Source organism: Streptomyces sp. NPDC093094 (assembly GCF_044754345.1).
In the GTDB taxonomy this organism is placed as follows: Bacteria; Actinomycetota; Actinomycetes; order Streptomycetales; family Streptomycetaceae; genus Streptomyces.
This window is the reverse complement of sequence record NZ_JBIVOX010000004.1, coordinates 55,452-70,837: the sequence shown is the minus strand read 5'-3', so window position 1 is coordinate 70,837 and position 15,386 is coordinate 55,452. Positions and strand designations below refer to the sequence as shown.

The 15,386-nt window shown below is 75.0% G+C and carries 13 protein-coding genes; 7 read left to right on the top strand and 6 right to left on the bottom strand.

Going from position 1 to position 15,386, the window contains the following annotated elements:
- Positions 1–72: 72 nt before the first annotated feature.
- The 4 genes from ACIQGV_RS09005 to ACIQGV_RS08990 all read right to left on the bottom strand — a co-directional run bounded on the left by ACIQGV_RS09005 (position 73) and on the right by ACIQGV_RS08990 (position 6,437).
- Complete coding sequence (locus tag ACIQGV_RS09005) at positions 73–2,439, bottom strand: bifunctional serine/threonine-protein kinase/ABC transporter substrate-binding protein (protein WP_402492545.1); 2,367 nt, start codon at positions 2,437–2,439, stop codon at positions 73–75.
- 9 nt (positions 2,440–2,448) lie between these two features.
- Positions 2,449–4,596, bottom strand: a complete 2,148-nt coding sequence (locus ACIQGV_RS09000; protein ID WP_402492543.1) for a bifunctional serine/threonine-protein kinase/ABC transporter substrate-binding protein — start codon at positions 4,594–4,596, stop codon at positions 2,449–2,451.
- The gene (locus ACIQGV_RS08995; protein WP_402492541.1) at positions 4,596–5,531 is read right to left on the bottom strand and encodes a hypothetical protein; all 936 of its coding nucleotides are present in this window, start codon (positions 5,529–5,531) and stop codon (positions 4,596–4,598) included. The genes ACIQGV_RS09000 and ACIQGV_RS08995 overlap by 1 nt, the downstream gene beginning before the upstream one ends.
- Before the next feature lie 573 nt (positions 5,532–6,104).
- Positions 6,105–6,437 (bottom strand): WhiB family transcriptional regulator, encoded by a 333-nt coding sequence (locus ACIQGV_RS08990; RefSeq protein WP_402492539.1) that lies wholly within the window; start codon positions 6,435–6,437, stop codon positions 6,105–6,107.
- Positions 6,438–6,822: 385 nt separating this feature from the next.
- On the opposite strand from ACIQGV_RS08990, the gene ACIQGV_RS08985 reads away from it, so the two are divergent.
- From ACIQGV_RS08985 to ACIQGV_RS08975, 3 genes are read left to right on the top strand one after another with little or no spacing between them, the layout of a single operon-like run.
- Positions 6,823–7,161 carry a hypothetical protein gene (locus ACIQGV_RS08985; protein WP_402492537.1) on the top strand — a complete coding sequence of 113 codons (339 nt, stop codon included), beginning with the start codon at positions 6,823–6,825 and terminating at the stop codon, positions 7,159–7,161.
- Positions 7,158–8,021, top strand: coding sequence for a Rossmann-like domain-containing protein (locus tag ACIQGV_RS08980; RefSeq protein WP_402492535.1), 864 nt, complete (start codon positions 7,158–7,160; stop codon positions 8,019–8,021). Before ACIQGV_RS08985 ends, ACIQGV_RS08980 begins: the two co-directional genes overlap by 4 nt.
- On the top strand, positions 8,018–9,106 hold the full coding sequence (locus ACIQGV_RS08975) for a PLP-dependent cysteine synthase family protein (protein WP_402492533.1): 1,089 nt from the start codon (positions 8,018–8,020) through the stop codon (positions 9,104–9,106). The genes ACIQGV_RS08980 and ACIQGV_RS08975 overlap by 4 nt, the downstream gene beginning before the upstream one ends.
- A 569-nt stretch (positions 9,107–9,675) precedes the next feature.
- Here the strand turns inward: ACIQGV_RS08975 and ACIQGV_RS08970 are convergent.
- Positions 9,676–10,143 (bottom strand): SAM-dependent methyltransferase, encoded by a 468-nt coding sequence (locus ACIQGV_RS08970; RefSeq protein WP_402492531.1) that lies wholly within the window; start codon positions 10,141–10,143, stop codon positions 9,676–9,678.
- Between the two features lie 60 nt (positions 10,144–10,203).
- Between ACIQGV_RS08970 and ACIQGV_RS08965 the strand changes: the two genes are divergently transcribed.
- From ACIQGV_RS08965 to ACIQGV_RS08950, 4 genes are all read left to right on the top strand, one after another.
- A complete protein-coding gene (locus ACIQGV_RS08965; RefSeq protein WP_402492529.1) occupies positions 10,204–10,638 on the top strand; it encodes a VOC family protein in 435 nt (144 codons plus the stop codon).
- Between the two features lie 139 nt (positions 10,639–10,777).
- Positions 10,778–11,683, top strand: a complete 906-nt coding sequence (locus tag ACIQGV_RS08960; RefSeq protein ID WP_402492527.1) for a LysR family transcriptional regulator — start codon at positions 10,778–10,780, stop codon at positions 11,681–11,683.
- Positions 11,684–11,782: 99 nt separating this feature from the next.
- On the top strand, positions 11,783–12,358 hold the full coding sequence (locus ACIQGV_RS08955) for a cysteine dioxygenase (RefSeq protein WP_402492525.1): 576 nt from the start codon (positions 11,783–11,785) through the stop codon (positions 12,356–12,358).
- On the top strand, positions 12,358–13,410 hold the full coding sequence (locus ACIQGV_RS08950; RefSeq protein WP_402492523.1) for a YeiH family protein: 1,053 nt from the start codon (positions 12,358–12,360) through the stop codon (positions 13,408–13,410). Before ACIQGV_RS08955 ends, ACIQGV_RS08950 begins: the two co-directional genes overlap by 1 nt.
- A 73-nt stretch (positions 13,411–13,483) precedes the next feature.
- Here the strand turns inward: ACIQGV_RS08950 and ACIQGV_RS08945 are convergent, their stop codons facing one another.
- Positions 13,484–15,379: a hypothetical protein gene (locus tag ACIQGV_RS08945; protein WP_402493180.1), complete on the bottom strand. Its 1,896-nt coding sequence runs from the start codon at positions 15,377–15,379 to the stop codon at positions 13,484–13,486.
- Positions 15,380–15,386 lie beyond the last annotated feature (7 nt).

Below are 15,386 nucleotides of genomic sequence, written 5' to 3'. Positions count from 1 at the left end.
CGTGCCGGTCCGACGCGGCGCGCTCGTCGCGGACCCGCCGGACGAGGTCCGCCCGGAGGGAGGCCGGCGCCCTCACCCCCCGCGCACCTGCCCGTACCGTCCGAGGAACCGGAAGGCACCGCCGCGGACCTCGTAGAGGAAACTCGTGTCGTCCGCGTCGAGGAGACGCGTCCTCGGATCGAAGCTGATCGTCTTGGCGACGCCCTCGTAGCGCTGGCGGAACAGCGCCGAGGCGAGGACGCCACGGGCCACCGGGCCCTCGCCGGTCAGCCCGCCGAGGGCCTGGGCGATCAGCCCCACGGCGTCGTACGCCTCCGCCGCCCAGGGCGCGGGCTGCGCGCCCCAGCGCCCGCGGTGGGCTGCGGCGAACCGGGCGGCGGGGCCGGAGACGGCCGCGGTCGTGGTGGTACGGGAGGAGCCGAGGACCCAGCCCTCGGCCCCCTCCCCCGCCTCGTCCAGGAACACCGGGTCCATGACCTGCTCGACGGTGACCTTCGCCCCCGTGAAGCGGGCTTCGGCCAGCCGCCGGGCCACTTGGGCGGCACGCCGGGGCGATGCGCCGGCGTAGACCACCCCGCCGGGGCGCGTGGCCAGGGCCGCGGCGACCGCGGCCGTGACCTCGTCCTCGTCGGCGCCGGCCGCGACGGGATGCACCGTGGTCGTCCCCTCCGAGGGGGGTGCCTCCATGAGGTCGGTGGTCAGGCCCTCGGCGACCGCACCGCCCGCGCGGTCCTGCACCACGGCCGTCCGGCTCACCGAGCGCACCGCGGTCAGGTAGGACAGCACCGGCATCGTCTGCATCGCCCGGGTCGCCCGGGTCACGTACAAGGTGGGCTTCACCAGCGGCGAGAGGCCGCCCGGGTCGCAGGAGACCAGCACCATCGCCGCCCCGGCCGCCGTGTACAGCGGCTCGGCGGCGGTCAGGGTCGCCTCGGACATGGGCCCGAGCACCGCCGTGGCGGAGGACGCGCCGGACAGCAGACCTCGGGCGGCGGCACCGGCCCGGCCCGCCTCACCACGGTCGTCGGCGGTACGCAGCGCGAGTCTGAACGGCACGTCGGAACGGGCGTTGTGGGTCTCCACCGCGAGCAGGGCGCCCCGGCGGGTCGCCTCCCCCGTCGCCTTGCCGCGGCCCGTCAGATCGGCGTGCAGGCCGAGCGTGTGGAGGGGGCGTGTGTCCTCCCCCGCGGACGAACGGCGGCTGAGGAACACCCCGGCCGCCGTGCCGGACACCGCCAGCGCCGCCGCGCCCGCGCCGCTCGCCAGCAGGAGCCTGCGGCGTGAGGCCATGGGGCGGGTGCCGGGTCCGGCGTCCTGTGCGGTGGAGAGGCCGGGGTTCTGCGGTGGTGTCGTGCGCGCGGCACGCGGCGGCGGGTCGAGGGCGCGTGCGGAGCGGTCGACGACCAGCCGCAGCACTCCGGGCGGAAGCCAGTCGGAGCGCTGGGGGCCGTGAGGTCCCTGGGAGCCCCCGGGGCCGGCGTGGGGACCCGCGGGGTGGTCCGCCGTGTCCGCGAGGGCGTCGGCGGCCGCTCCTGCCGCCGCTCCCGTCTCCTTCGTCGCCGGTGCCGTTTCCGACGCCGCCGGCCTCCCCCAGGTCCGCGACCGGCGCGGGTCGGGAGCGTCTCGCGCGGCCGACAGCGCCGCCGCGACCTCGGTCGCCGTGGGGCGGCCGGCCGCGTCGCGCGTCAGACAGCGCGCGATCATGTCCCCTGCGGGCTTGGGCAGTCGGCGCAGCCCGTCGAGATCGGGCTCCTCGTGCAGGGTGCGGTACAGGACGGCGAGCGCGTCGCCCCCGCCGAAGGGCGGGCGGCCACCGGCGGCGTACGCCAGCACGCAGCCGAGGGAGAACACATCGCTCGGCGGCCCGACCTCGCCCCCGTACTGCCGGGCCTGTTCCGGTGAGAGGTAGCCGGGCGTGCCGACAATGGTGTCCGCCGAGGTGAGGGCGGTCGCCCCGGAATCCCGTGCGATGCCGAAGTCGATCAGCCGTGGGCCGTCACGCGTCAGCAGCAGGTTGCCCGGCTTCACGTCCCGGTGCACCAGACCTGTCGCGTGCACCTCGGTCAGGGCCTCGGCGAGCCGTGCGCCGAGGGTGAGGACCGACGCCGCGGGCAGCGGCCCGTGCACGGCCAACGCCTCCGCCAGCGAAGGGCCTGCCACGAAGTCGGTGGTCAGCCAGGGTTCCCGGGCGTCGGCGTCGGCCGCCCGCACCGGCACCGTCCAGCGGCCGGTGAGCCGTCCGGCGAGGGCGGCCTCCCGGCGGAACCGGGCCCGGAAGGCCGGGTCGGCGGCGTGTTCCGCGCGGATCACCTTCAGGGCCACCAGTTCACCGGTGCCCGTGCGGGCCAGGTACACGACCCCCATGCCGCCCGCGCCGAGGCGGGCCAGCAGCAGGTGCCCGCCGATCACGTCCGGGTCGTCAGCTCGCAGCGCGTGCATGAGGCGCCCTCACACTCCCTCGACCGTGAGCGGCCCCGTGTACCGGAAGCGGCCGTCGCGCACCTGGTAGAGGTACACGTTCTCGGCGTTGAGCCAGCGGCGTTCGTTGAAGGAGTAGGTACCGGCGATGCCCCGGTACCTCGCCGCGCCCAGGGCGTCGGTGAGCGCGTCCCGCGAGGGACGCCGGGCGCCGGGTCCGGCGAGTGCGGTGAGCCGGTCGACGACGAGGCGGACCGCGTCGTACGTCTCCACCGCCCACGGTCCCGGGCCGCCCCGGTAGCGGCGCCGGTAGACGGCGGCGAAGGTGCGGGCCGCGCGGGCGGCCGGGTCGGAGTAGGGCACCACGGCCTGCCAGCCCTCCGCCGCGTCGCCCGCCGCCGCGAGGAACGCCTCCCCCGCCGAACAGGGGTCGAGGAAGCGCGGTCCGGCGAAACGCCTGGCACGCAGGAACCGGGCGACGTCGGCGGCACGCTCGGGGGTTCCCGAGTAGTAGACGCTGTCGGCGCCACGGCCGAGCAGGTCCCGGACGGCCGGCGTGCCGTCGGCGACCGAGACGGGCACCACTTTGTGGGTGACGGACAGTTCGGCGAGGCTCGCGGGCTGGTGCATCATCTGGGCCGGTTCCCAGCCGCTGATCCGGCCCGCCCGGTCGATGATCATCCCCAGGTGCCGGGCCCGCTGCCGCACCAGCGCCAGCACCACGCCGAACGCGGTGTAGCTGTTCAGGGGCGCGGCCCGGAAATAGTGCCGGGGCCTGCGCATCAGCGCGGTCGACATGGCGCCGATGGACTGCTCGGACACGGCCACCAGCGGAAGCCCGGCGTCCTCGTAGAGATCCACCACCGGAGCGGTCGCCGCGCCGGTCGGGCCGAACACGGCGAGCATGTCCCGGTCACCGGACAGCCGCCGCGCCGCGGCGCGGGCCCGCTCCAGGTCACCGCCGTCGTCCTCGACCCGCAGGACCAGTTCGAACGGCTTGTCCCCGCGGGCGTTGTGCTCCGCCACGGCCAGCCGGGCCGCGCGTTCCTGTTCCCGTCCCACCGCCGTCCCCGGTCCCGACAGATCGGCCTGGACGCCGAGCAGCCACTGCCGCTTCCGGCTCCTCCGTCCTGCCGGTTCCGCGTCGTCGTGGAGGAGGGCCCACGCGCCGCCGCCGGCGCCCGCCGCCAGCAGTGCGCCGCCCGCCGCCCAGGACAGCACACGCCGGCGGCCGGGGGCGGCCGGCCGGGCGGCCGCGTACGGGGTTCCGGCCTCGGTGGCCTGGACACCCGGCAGTGCCAGCAGGCCGGCGGCGCGGTCGGCGATCATCCGGACCACGGCGTCGGGCAGCCAGTCGGTCCCGGAGCCTGTCACGCCGTCCGCCAGGACGGCCGCGGCCTCGGCGGCCGAGGGCCGTGCGCCGGGATCCTTGGCCAGGCAGCGTTCCAGGAAGGCCCGCAACGGGCCGTCGGCGACGCCCTGGAGGTCCGGTGCGTCGTGGACGGTGCGGTAGAGCAGGGCTCCGCTGTCGCCCAGGCCGAACGGCGGCCGTGCGGTGGCGGCGTACGCGAGGACACAGCCGAGGGAGAAGACGTCGCTCGCGGGAGTGATCTGCTGCCCGCGTGCCTGCTCGGGCGACAGGAAGCCCGGGGAGCCGACGACCAGCCCGGTCGCCGTCAGCGCGGTCCGCTCGTCCATGGCCCGTGCGATACCGAAGTCGATCAGGCGCGGACCGTCCAGCGCCAGCAGGACGTTGCCGGGTTTGACGTCGCGGTGCACCAGTCTCGCGCCGTGCACCGCGTGCAGGGCCTGCGCCAGGACGGTGCCCAGGATCCGCACCGCCTGCGGGGCGAGCGCGCCGCACGCGGCCACCGCCTCGGCGAGCGAGGGTCCGGGGACGAAGGCCGAGGCCAGCCAGGGTGCCGGGGCGTCCGCGTCGGCGGCGAGGACGCGGGCCACCCAGGGGCCGTCCACGCCTCGCGCGGCGGCCACCTCACGCGCGAAACGGGCGCGGAACTCGGGCTGGTCGGCGTACTCGGGCTGGATCACCTTGAGCGCCGCCAGCTCTCCGGCCGGAGTGCGGGCCAGGTACACCACGCCCATGCCTCCGGCTCCGAGCCGGCCGAGCAGCCGGTTTCCGCCCAGGTGCGAGGGGTCCGAGGGCAGCAGTCGCTCCATCACATGCCCTCCGTCGCGGCACCGGTGGGTGTGTCGCCGGCTGTTCCCGGCCCGGCCGATCCGGCCGGGCCGGTCTTCGTGCCCGTCCCTTCGGCGGGCCGGCCGATCCGTGACTCCGCCCGCAGCAGCATCCGCGGCACCGGGCCGTTGACCGCCCTCAGGAGCTCTTGTGCGTCCCAGCCCTCGCTCGCGCAGGCGGACATCGACACCACGACCGGCCCGAAGGTGGCCTGCTGGTACTGGTAGGGGTAGGACCCGCCCCCGGCCGTGCCGGAGCACGTGCCCATCTCGAAGAGGGAGTCCTCCGCGTAGTTGTTGCCGGCCTCGCCCCAGACCGAGGCGTTGGAGAACAGGCCCGACAGCTTCCTGCCCTCGCTCAGGGTCTGTTCGGAGCAGCCCAGAGCCTCCTCCAGCATTCCGGCCTGCTCCCATGCCGCGTCCTCGGTCCGCGGATGCACGGTGACGGTCGCGGTCATCGTCACCGGGCCTCTGCCCTCGTCCGCGGCACGCACGAAGTGCCGTGTGAGCGTGGCGAGCACCCGTGCGGGCAGCGGTTCGCGCTGCCAGACGCAGCTCTCGTCGAGCACCGACCAGGTGTCCGGGTCGCTCTCGTGGGGCGAGGCCCGCCTCGCCCCTGGGCCGAACAGCTCGGGGCCCGCGATCACCTGGCCGATCAGCTTCCTGGCCTCGGCCTTCGTCCGCGGGACCTTGGCCGGATCGGCCTCCACCGTCGGCGCCGGAGCGGGCGCCGGGTCGTCCTCGTCTCCGCTCCCCTGTGTCGCGGCAGGCTTTCCCGCGGCGCCGGTCTCCCCCGTCCCCCCGCTCTCGGATCCCCTGTCGGCCTTCGCCCCCTGCGCCGTGCAGCCCGACGCCAGCAGCACCGCCGACACCACCGCCCCCACCGCGCACCGAAGTCCCGTCGACGCGTGACTCATCCTTTCCGCCCCCCGCGGTTCGTTCCCCGTGCTCGGCCGGCCCGGCCGCCGGCAGCATGCGACTGTGTGATCAGCATGCACTGCCGTGATTCTTTCAGGCCGCCCGGTCACCGAATCCTGACGGCCTTGTCGGCGGGGCGTTGCGAGGATGTCGGCACCCGTACCGGAGCCGGGCGATGAGGGCACCGGTCCGACTCCCGGGCGCACCGCGGCGGGAGACGTCCAGGACGTGGCACACGGCGTCTCCCGCCGGCAGCGGCCTGCACCGTCCGGTCAGGCGGGTGATCTGCGCGACTCCGGTCGTGTTCCCGTCTCTCCCGGGGACCCGTACGGACGGCCCGGTCCTCGACCGGCAGGAACACGCTGGGGCTGCCGGTCCGTTGGCCTCGCCGGACGGGGCCTGCGGTGAGCGGCCGGTCGTCGACCGCCGGGGCACTCTCGTCCGCCGTGCCGCGCCTCGCCGACCGGCCGGCTTCCCGCGGCGGCTTCACAGCTCGGCGGCTTCGCGGCCCGGCGGCCCGGCGGCCCGACGGCCCGGCGGCTCGGCGGCTCGGCGGCTCGGCGGCCGAAGCGTCAGCCGGCCGCGGTCGGGGGCGCCACGTCGCGGCCCCGGTATCCGACGGTGTGCCGGTCGTGCTCGCTGCGGGCCGCCTCCAGGAGCTGCCGCCAGGAAGTGACCAGGGGCCGACGCCGCAGCAGGGCACGGCGCTCACGCTCCGTCATACCGCCCCAGATGCCGTGCTCGATCCGGTGGTCCAACGCGTGGGCGAGGCACTCGGTGCGTACCGGGCAGCCCGCGCACACCGCCTTCGCCCGGTTCTGGGCAGCTCCTTCGACGAACAGCTCCTCAGGATCCGTACCCCGGCACGCCGCCCGCTCGTCCCACTCCGTCTCGTCCTGCACCACCCGACGCCGTCCTCTCCCCGATCCGGTCCGCCTGACCCACCCCACCCTATGCAAGCGGCAGTTCAGCGACCGTACGACAGTTCTCGGGGCGAGGGACAGCCCGGCCGGAACCACGACCCCAACGAGTGAACACTCCTTGCAGATCAAGTGAAGGTCACTTTCGTCAGGGGGACTTCCGGCACGGGGGACGCCGCGCCCCGGACGGACACGAGGGCACCGCAGCGGCCCCTCGGCACCCGGCCGGCCGGTCGCCCCGGGGCAGCGGCAAGAACTGGTAAATGGAAATGATTGTCGATAGCGTGTGACTGTGCGTCAGTCCGCCCCTCCTCTCCGAGGGCTCCTCGGGCTGTCCTGACACCTGGACCTGTCCACGAAAAGGGGAGTTGTGGCTCATCCGCTGATGGTCGAGAGCCGGGTCGGGCCGATGAGCAGACTGCTGCCACGGGCCGTCCGGGAGGGCGGACACACGTTCACGTTCCTCACCCGCGACCTGCACCACCACCTCCGCTCCGCACCGGAGGCCGACCCGCGTCCCGCCGGGCTCCGCAACGCGCCGGGGGTGCTGGAGGTGCAACTCGCCGAGCCCGGACAGCGGGTGTCGGCGGCCGCCGGCAACAACGGGTGTCTCGGGCACGTCATGGCCGGCGGCGCCAAAGGACCCGGCGCCCGCGAACGGGGCGAGGCCCTGCTCGGCGAGCTGCGCTCCAGGACGGTGATCCGATGAGCGCCGTCACCGTCGCGCACCACGGGCCGTCCTTCCGGACGTACGCCTCGTACGACGCGCTCGTGGCGGGCGTCCGCGCCGGTGAACTGGGGCCGGATCCGGCCTCGCAGCGCATCGCGGTGGCCTTCACCACGCGGCAGGCGGCACGGCACGACGGTCGGGGCACCGGCTACCGCAACGAGGTCCTGAGCCTGCGTCTGGGCGGGGCCGTCGGCTCGTGCGCCGTCGAACCCGGGGACCTCCCCGACCGTGCGGCCGAGGACTGCGCGGGCGCCGACGTCGCCCGTCTGCTGGATCATCCGCTGCCGCCGGTGCGCGTGGCCGCGCTGGACGCCTACCTGATGCATGTCGCCGCGCACACTCCGGAGAACGGGGCACACCCCGTCCTGCTGCCCGCCGGTACGTCGCTGGAGAAGTCCCGGGCGCGGGCGGAGGCGGTCGTCGAACTGCTCGACGGGCCGGCGGGCGCGACCGTGCTGGTCGTGGGGGTCGTCAACTCCCTTCTGGAGGAGCTGCGTTCGCGTGGGATGCGCTATGTGCCCTGTGACTTCAAGGGCGGACCGACCGAGTGGGGCGAGCCGGTCGTCACCGACGCGCTCGCCGGGGCCGGACGCTGCGACGCGCTGCTGGTGTCCGGCATGACGCTGGGCAACGGCACCTTCGAGCCGCTGCGGCGGCACGCGCTGGCGCACGGCAAGCGGCTGGTGATGTTCGCCCAGACCGGCAGCGCCGTCCTGCCCCGTTTTCTGGGCCACGGGGTCAGCGCGGTGTGCGCGGAGCCCTACCCCTTCTTCTGGCTGGACGGCGGGCCCGGCCCGGTGCACCGCTACAGCGTGCCCCGCGAGGGGAGCGGACGATGACCACGACGTGTGCACGCCCCCTGGCCCGCCCGGAATTGCTCTCCCTGCTCGGCCGCACTCCCCTGGTCCGCGTCACCGCCGATCTGCCCGTGGCGCACCCCGGCTTCTGGGCCAAGCTCGAAGGGCTCGCGGCGGGCGGCATGAAGGCGCGGGCCGCGGTGTCGATGCTGCTGGGCGCCCGTGAGCGCGGCGAACTGCGGCCGGGCGCACCGGTGGTGGAGTCCACCTCGGGCACGCTCGGCATCGGGCTGGCGTTCGCGGGCCAGGCTCTCGGTCATCCCGTCGTGCTGGTCGGCGACAGTGCGCTGGAGCCTTCCATGCGGCAGCTGCTGCGGTCCCACGGAGTGCGGCTGGAGATCGTGGACCGCCCGGCGGTGCAAGGCGGCTGGCAGGCCGCGCGGCTGGAGAGGCTGCGGGAGCTGCTCGCCGGTCTGCCCGGCGCGTACTGGCCGGACCAGTACAACAACCCCGACAACACGGCCGGTTACGCCTCCCTCGCGGCGGAACTGATCGAACGGCTCGACCATCTGGACATCCTGGTGTGCAGTGTCGGCACCGGCGGTCACAGCGCGGGCGTCGTCGGTCCGCTGCGGCGGCGCTGGCCCGCGCTGCGGCTGATCGGCGTCGACGCGACCGGCTCCACCATCTTCGGCCAGCCCGCCCGGCCGCGGCTGATGCGCGGCCTGGGCAGCAGCATCCATCCGCGCAATGTCGCCTACGACGCCTTCGACGAGGTCCACTGGGTCGGCCCGGCCGAGGCCGTGGACAGCTGCCGCCGGCTGGCCCGGGGCAGTTTCGTCAGCGGCGGCTGGAGCACGGGCGCCGCCGCCCGCGTCGCCGCGTGGGCGGCCCGTGTCCATCCCGGCGCGATGGTCGCCACCGTCTTCCCCGACGGTCCGCACCGCTACCTCGGCACGGTCTACGACGACGACTTCGCCGCGGCCCACGGTCTCGCCCCCGCCACGGCGGCCACCCGCCCCGTGGAGATCCCGCACCCGTACGCGGCCGAGGCCACCGGCTGGGTGCGCTGCACCCACGTCGCCGACCCGCTCGCGGCCCTGCCCCACCCGGAGGGAGTCCGGTGAAGGCCGGCCTGCGCACCGTACGCCTCGTACTCACCGAGCCGTTGCGGCTGTCCCGCTCCACGACGGCCGCCCGTGACGCCGTGCGGCTGCGGATCGGGCACGAGGGCACGGCCGGTCACGGCGAGGCCGTCACCAGCGTCCACCAGTGCCTCGACAGACGCACGCTGGAACGTCTCCTCGCTGCCGCCGCGGACCTGGTCCGCTTCCCGGGCCCCGAAAGCGCCCTGCACACGGGCGGGGCGATCGGCCGGGACATGCCCGCGGCCGTGACCGCCGGCGCGGCGGCGCAGGCCCGCCGTCTCGCGGCGAGCGGCTTCGGGATCGTCAAGGTGAAGGCGGGGTCCGCCGACCCCGAGGACGATGTGCGGCCCGCGCGAAGGCGCTGCTGCCCCGGTTCGCCGCCCTCGGGGTGGAAGCGGTCGAGCAGCCCGTCGCGCCCGGTGACCCGGAAGGGCGTGCCGGCCGCACGTTCGCCGCTGCCGATCGTCGCGGACGAGGACGCCGCCGGCCTGCCGGCCTCCTCCGGCCGCACGGCCAGAACGCGGCCCTGCGGCCGGCCGTACGGCCTTCTACGGCTGGAAGTACTCCGCCATCAGCCGGCTGACCCACTCCGGCTGGGTGACGTCCACCGGACGGAACTCCTCCATCACCGGCTTCAGGTCGACGACCGGTGTGCCCGAGACCGCGTCGAGGCCCACCACCGTCAGTTCGCGGCCGCGGACGGATTCGACGGCGCAGGCCGTCACCCCGATGCGGTTCGGCCGACGGGGGCCGCGGCCGGCGAAGACGCCGACGGGCGGAAGGTCGGGGCGGCCGCGGTAGGGGCGGGGTTCGCGGTGGTCCTCGTCCTCCGGGAACTGGTCGAGGACGAAGAGGACCTCCACATGGGAGAAGCCCTCCAGACCCTGGAGGCATGCCTCGCCGAAGCGTTCGTCGACGGTGATGGTGCTGCGGACGGCACCCCAGTTGTCCGTGTGCCGGACGTCCGTCCGGTCGTTCCGGACCGTGCCTATCGGTGTGATCTCGAAGCTCGGCATGGCCGGAGACTATCGCCGCCGCACGGAGGGACGACAGAACTCCGTTGCTACGGTGGGCCGATGGCATCGATCAAGAAGTTCCAGGTCACCTTCGACTGCGCGGAACCCGAGCGCGTCGCCCGTTTTTGGTGCGAGGTGCTGGGGTACGTCGTACCGCCGCCGCCGAAGGGGTTCACGACCTGGGAGGCGTTCGACCGCTCGCTGAAGCCCGAGGACCGGGGTTCGTGGTTCGCGTGCGCCGATCCCTCGGGCGTGGGGCCGCGGCTGTTCTTCCAGCGTGTTCCCGAGGGGAAGGCCGCCAAGAACCGGCTGCATCTCGATGTGCGGGTCGGCACCGGACTCGTGGGGGAGGAACGCCTCGCCGTGCTGGAGGCCGAATGCGCACGACTGGTCGCGCTCGGCGCGGTGCGTGTGCGTCTGCTGGCGGCCGACGAGGACAACGAGTCGTGCATCGTGATGCAGGACGTCGAGGGCAACGAGTTCTGTCTCGACTGAGCCTCGGCAGCGGCAGTGACGGTGGTGGCGGCGGCAGTGGCGGCGGGAACCGGGCCCGCCGGGATCGGCCGGACCGCCGTCCGGGCCGAACCGGTCCGGTACCACGGCGAGGGTCTCCCGGCACGACTATGATGCAGCGGTGTTCGATTCCCGGCACGTGAGGACCTTCCACGAAGTGGTGCGGACCGGTTCGTACTCCGCCGCCGCACGCGCCCTCGGGTACACCCAGCCGGCGATCACCCAGCAGATGAAGTCGCTCGAACGGGACGTCGGGATGCCGCTGTTCGTCCGGGTGGGCCGCGGGGTACGGCTCACCGAGGCGGGCGAGACGCTGGCACGGCACGCAGGCGACATACTCGGCTCGCTGTCGGCGGCGCGGGAGCAGATGAACGCCCTCGCCCAGCTGCACGCCGGGCGGGTGCGTGTCTGCGCCTTCCCCAGCGCCAACTCCACGCTCCTGCCGGAGGCCCTGGCCCGTCTCGCTGCCGCCCATCCGGGCATACGCGTCGACCTGCTGGAGAACGAGCCGCCGGAATCCCTTCGCCGTCTGGTGCAGGGCGAGTGCGACATCTCCCTGGCGTTCACCTACCCGGGGATGCACGAGCACGTCCCGGAGGACCTGGTCGAGACCCCGCTCCTGGAGGACCAGCTGACCGTCCTGCTGCCCGTACGCCACCGGCTCGCCCGGCGCAGGGTCGTCAGGCTCACCGACCTGGAGGGGGAACGCTGGATAGCGGGCTGCCCGCGCTGCCGGGCCAACCTGCTCCACGAGTGTGCCGAGGCGGGCTTCGAACCCGACATCGCCTTCACCACGGACGACAACCTGGCCGTGCAGAGCCTGGTGGCGGAAGGGCTCGGTGTCGCCATGGTTCCCGCACTGATGCTGGCCTTCATGCAGCGTGCCAAGGTGGCCGGCCGGCCGCTCCAGCCCGCCTCCCGGCGCAAGGTCTCGGCGTACGTCCTGCGGGAGCACCGACGCATTCCCGCCACGGCGCTGGTCCTCCAGGAACTGAAGACCGTGGCCGCGGGCAAGACGGGCTGCTGACCGCACGATCCGTCAACCCCTCCGTCCATAAGAGTCTCTTGGGACATGCGAAGAAACTGTCGTTGGACGTTATGACAGGAGCGGTCCGACGCTTGACGCATGACTTCTGCGTCGACCGCCTCAGGCGCCTTCACCGCGGCCCGCACCACCGGCCGTCTTGAAGCCCTGCTCGCCGGATTACGGGAAGACGTCGGACGGGGCCTCCCGCCCGACCTGACCGCGCACCTCGTCGGCGAACGCCTCGCACCCCACCTGGGTGCGCCCGACCTGCTCACCGACGAGCAGCGGCAGAGCGATCCGGACCGCTACCGGCAGCACCTGCTGCACGCGGAGCACGACGGGAGCTTCTCCGTCGTCGCGCTCGTCTGGCTGCCCGGCCAGGCGACCTCCGTCCACGACCATGTGTCCTGGTGCACCACGGGGGTGCACCAGGGCCGGGAACGCGAGCGGCGCTACCGGCTCCTCCCTGCGGAGGACGGCACCGCCCGGCTCGTCGCCACCGCCGACGTGGTCAACGAGCAGGGCGAGTTCTGCGGTTTCGCCCCTCCCGGGGACATCCACCGGGTCTGGAACGCCGGTCCCTCGACGGCGATCTCGCTGCACGTCTACGGCGCGGACATCTCCCGCCTCGGCAGCAGCGTGCGGCGGGTCTACCGGCTGCCCGCCGACTGCTGATGGCCCTCCTCAGGGAACGTCCCGCGCATCGGAGCCGGACACCCGCAGCGCCGTCCCTGCGCCCGGGGCTCCTCCTCGCGGCCCTCGGCCTCGCCCTCGCCCTCGCCGTCCACCGGCTTCTTCCCGCCGTGCCCATGCTCACCGCCGCCGTGGTGCTCGGCGTCCTTGCCGCGCACCTGCCCGGGCTGCGTGCGCCGGTACGGGGATCCGCCCGCCCGGGACTGTCGTACGCGGGCAGACGGCTGATGCGGGCCGGCATCGTCCTCCTCGGTCTGCAGCTCGGCCTCGACGACGTGGCCGGGCTCGGCTGGGCGACGGTCGCCATGACGCTGGCGGTCGTCATGGCCACGCTGTCCGGCACCTGGTGGCTGGCCCGCCGTCTGGGCCTGCCCGGTGACCAGCCGCTGCTCATCGCCGCGGGCTACGCGATCTGCGGCGCCTCGGCCATAGGCGCGGTGGGTGAGGCGAGAGGCAGCGACGAACGCGACACGGCCGCCTCGGTGGCCCTGGTCACCCTCTGCGGGACGCTCGCCATCGCCGTACTGCCGCTGCTCCAGGGTCCGTTGGGACTGGGCGACGCCGCGTTCGGGCGCTGGACCGGCGCGAGCGTGCACGATGTCGGCCAGGTCGTGGCCACGGCACAGACCGCCGGTGACACGGCCCTCGGTGAGGCGGTGCTGGTGAAGCTGATGCGGGTGGCACTGCTCGCGCCGCTCGTCGCCGCCGTGGCGCTGTCCGTGCGGCGCCGGAGCCGTGACGCGGCCGGGCCGGCCGAGCCGGGCCGGAAGCGGGCGCCGCTGGTCCCGCTGTTCGTCGTCGGCTTCCTCGCGGCGGTGACCCTGCGCAGCACCGGGCTGCTGCCGGGCGGGTTCCTGGAGGCGGCTCACACCGGTCAGGAACTCCTGCTGGCCGCGGCCCTGTTCGGGCTCGGCAGCGCCGTGGACCTTCCCTCGCTCGCACGCTCCGGCGCGCGGACGGCACTGCTGGGCCTGTCGGCGTGGCTGGTCGTGGCGGGCGCCTCGTACGCCGGGGTGCTGCTGACCGCGCGGTGACCGGAGGCGGGCCGGGGAGCGGTGAACGGCCTCACCGCTCCCGGCGTGAACCGTGGACGGGCGAGCGCCCCGGCTACGCGTGTGCCTCCGCGTGCTCCCAGGTCGCCTGCACCAGCGCCCGTTCGGTGCCGGACAGATAGACCGCGGCGGCCAGCCATGCCCGGGCGTAGCGGTCCGGGTCGGCCTCGGCGGTCCGGCCGAAGACGTCCCGGGTGCGGCGGTCGGCCTCCGCGGTGAGCGCGGCCGACAGGGCCGCCGCCGCCCGGAACCCGCCGCGCCGCAGCGCCGCCCCTCCCCCGGACCTGTCTCCGTCGCGTGCGGGCTCGGCGACGGCCCGGCGGCCCCCCGACACGGCGACCTCGACCAGTCGCCGCAACCGCCACAGCGGGGCCTGCGCCAGCGGGTCCGGCGGGACGCCGTCGAGCCGGCCCGCGAGCGGCAGGACGTCGGCCGGCGGGAAGTGCGCACCCTCGATCCGGTCGTAGCCCAGGTCGGCGTGCCCCTCCCATTCCGCGGGCAGCCGCAGGGTCGCCCCGGTGTCCGGCACGGGGCCCACCGCGAGCGGCCGCAGCGTCGCCGCCCGGTCGGGGTCCAGCCGGCCGATCACACGCAGCCGCAGCCCCGGACGGGACGCCAGCCGGCGGAAGTTGGCCGTGTGGGCGAGGTCGGGGTGACTGCTGGCGGGGGTCAGCCGGATCAGCGGGCCGTCGCCCTCGGGCCCGCCCGCGGTCAGCTCTCGGGCGAGCAGATGCTCGCCCACGGCGCCGACGAGGACCACGTCGCAGCCGATCAGCTCACGGGCCGACCGCTCGGCCCGCTCCGGGTCGGTCCCCGCGGTCGCCGCGAGCCGCGCCGCCACCGCCTCGGTCAGAGGACGGGCGAACAGTGCGGCGAGCACACCCGACGTCCAGGACAGACCTGCGGCCGGGGTCGCCCGCACCCCCTTGCCGGAACCGAGACGGCCGTCCGGGGAGAGCGTCGCGCCCGAGATCAGCAGTCCGCCGCGGGAGAGCCGGGCGTGGTCGAGGGTGCCCGAGCCGAGCGCCACGCTCGCCGTGCCCGCGCCCCGGGCCCGTGCCGGACCGCCGGGCTTGACGTCGGCCACCGAGAACCAGCGCCCGTCCTCGGAGACGAGATGGGTGACGACACCGCCGTACCCGGTCGCCGTGATCACCGGTTCCCGGCACACCCCGTGCACCCTCAGCCCGCCGCCCGGACGGTAGCTGCGGCGAGCCGTTCCGATCAGCGCCGGATCCGGGTCCCGAGCCGCCAGCCGCCCGGTGACGAGGAGCAGCTCGCGCACGTTGGCGACCAGGTCGGCCAGCCGGTGGCCGTCGTGCCGGGCACGGGCCGCGCGCAGCCCCCGTACGACTCTCAGGGCGGCGGCCTCGGCGCGGTGCAGCCCGGACAGCCGGGCCGTGTGCGCGGCCCGCAGCAGCTCCGCCTGCGGCACCGCGCCCGCGGCGGGCACCCCGGCGGCGAGCACGGCCGCCGCGGCCGCCCACAGAGCGGTCGCCGCGGCGATCTGGGCACGGGTCGGGCCGGTGGGCGCCGGGGGCTCCTCGGGCGCGTCCGGGGTTCCTGGTCCCGAGGGCGCCGCGGCCTCGGGGCTCGCCGCCGGCACGGCGTCCTGCTCGGGATCCTCCGGAGCAGGCGCCGGTTCGGCGATCGTGTCCGGGCCGGCGACCGGGCAGGCGCCGAGCACCGCGGCACGGTGCAGACAGCGGGGCGCGAGCAGACAGCTGCACACCGCCTGCCCGGCGTCCGTGACCGCGCCGGAGGGGCCGGGCGTCAGGGCGACCTCGGCGTCCTCACCGCACCGGACCCGCAGCACACCGTCGGCGACGGCGACGGGCAGGGCCGCGTACGACTCGATCGCGGCGTCCAGCTTCTTGCGCAGCCGCGCGGTCAGGGACTCCACGGCGGCGGCGACCACGTCCGCTGCCACCGGGGGCAGCCCTGCGTTCATCGGGTCG

Excerpts from the sequence above, each read along its gene's own strand:
- ACIQGV_RS09005 (WP_402492545.1), bottom strand. The coding sequence starts at position 2,439 with ATGCACGCGCTGCGAGCTGACGACCCGGACGTGATCGGCGGGCACCTG.
- ACIQGV_RS09000 (WP_402492543.1), bottom strand. The coding sequence starts at position 4,596 with ATGGAGCGACTGCTGCCCTCGGACCCCTCGCACCTGGGCGGAAACCGG.
- ACIQGV_RS08995 (WP_402492541.1), bottom strand. The coding sequence starts at position 5,531 with ATGAGTCACGCGTCGACGGGACTTCGGTGCGCGGTGGGGGCGGTGGTG.
- ACIQGV_RS08980 (WP_402492535.1), top strand. The coding sequence starts at position 7,158 with ATGAGCGCCGTCACCGTCGCGCACCACGGGCCGTCCTTCCGGACGTAC.
- ACIQGV_RS08975 (WP_402492533.1), top strand. The coding sequence starts at position 8,018 with ATGACCACGACGTGTGCACGCCCCCTGGCCCGCCCGGAATTGCTCTCC.
- ACIQGV_RS08970 (WP_402492531.1), bottom strand. The coding sequence starts at position 10,143 with ATGCCGAGCTTCGAGATCACACCGATAGGCACGGTCCGGAACGACCGG.
- ACIQGV_RS08965 (WP_402492529.1), top strand. The coding sequence starts at position 10,204 with ATGGCATCGATCAAGAAGTTCCAGGTCACCTTCGACTGCGCGGAACCC.
- ACIQGV_RS08955 (WP_402492525.1), top strand. The coding sequence starts at position 11,783 with ATGACTTCTGCGTCGACCGCCTCAGGCGCCTTCACCGCGGCCCGCACC.
- ACIQGV_RS08950 (WP_402492523.1), top strand. The coding sequence starts at position 12,358 with ATGGCCCTCCTCAGGGAACGTCCCGCGCATCGGAGCCGGACACCCGCA.
- ACIQGV_RS08945 (WP_402493180.1), bottom strand. The coding sequence starts at position 15,379 with ATGAACGCAGGGCTGCCCCCGGTGGCAGCGGACGTGGTCGCCGCCGCC.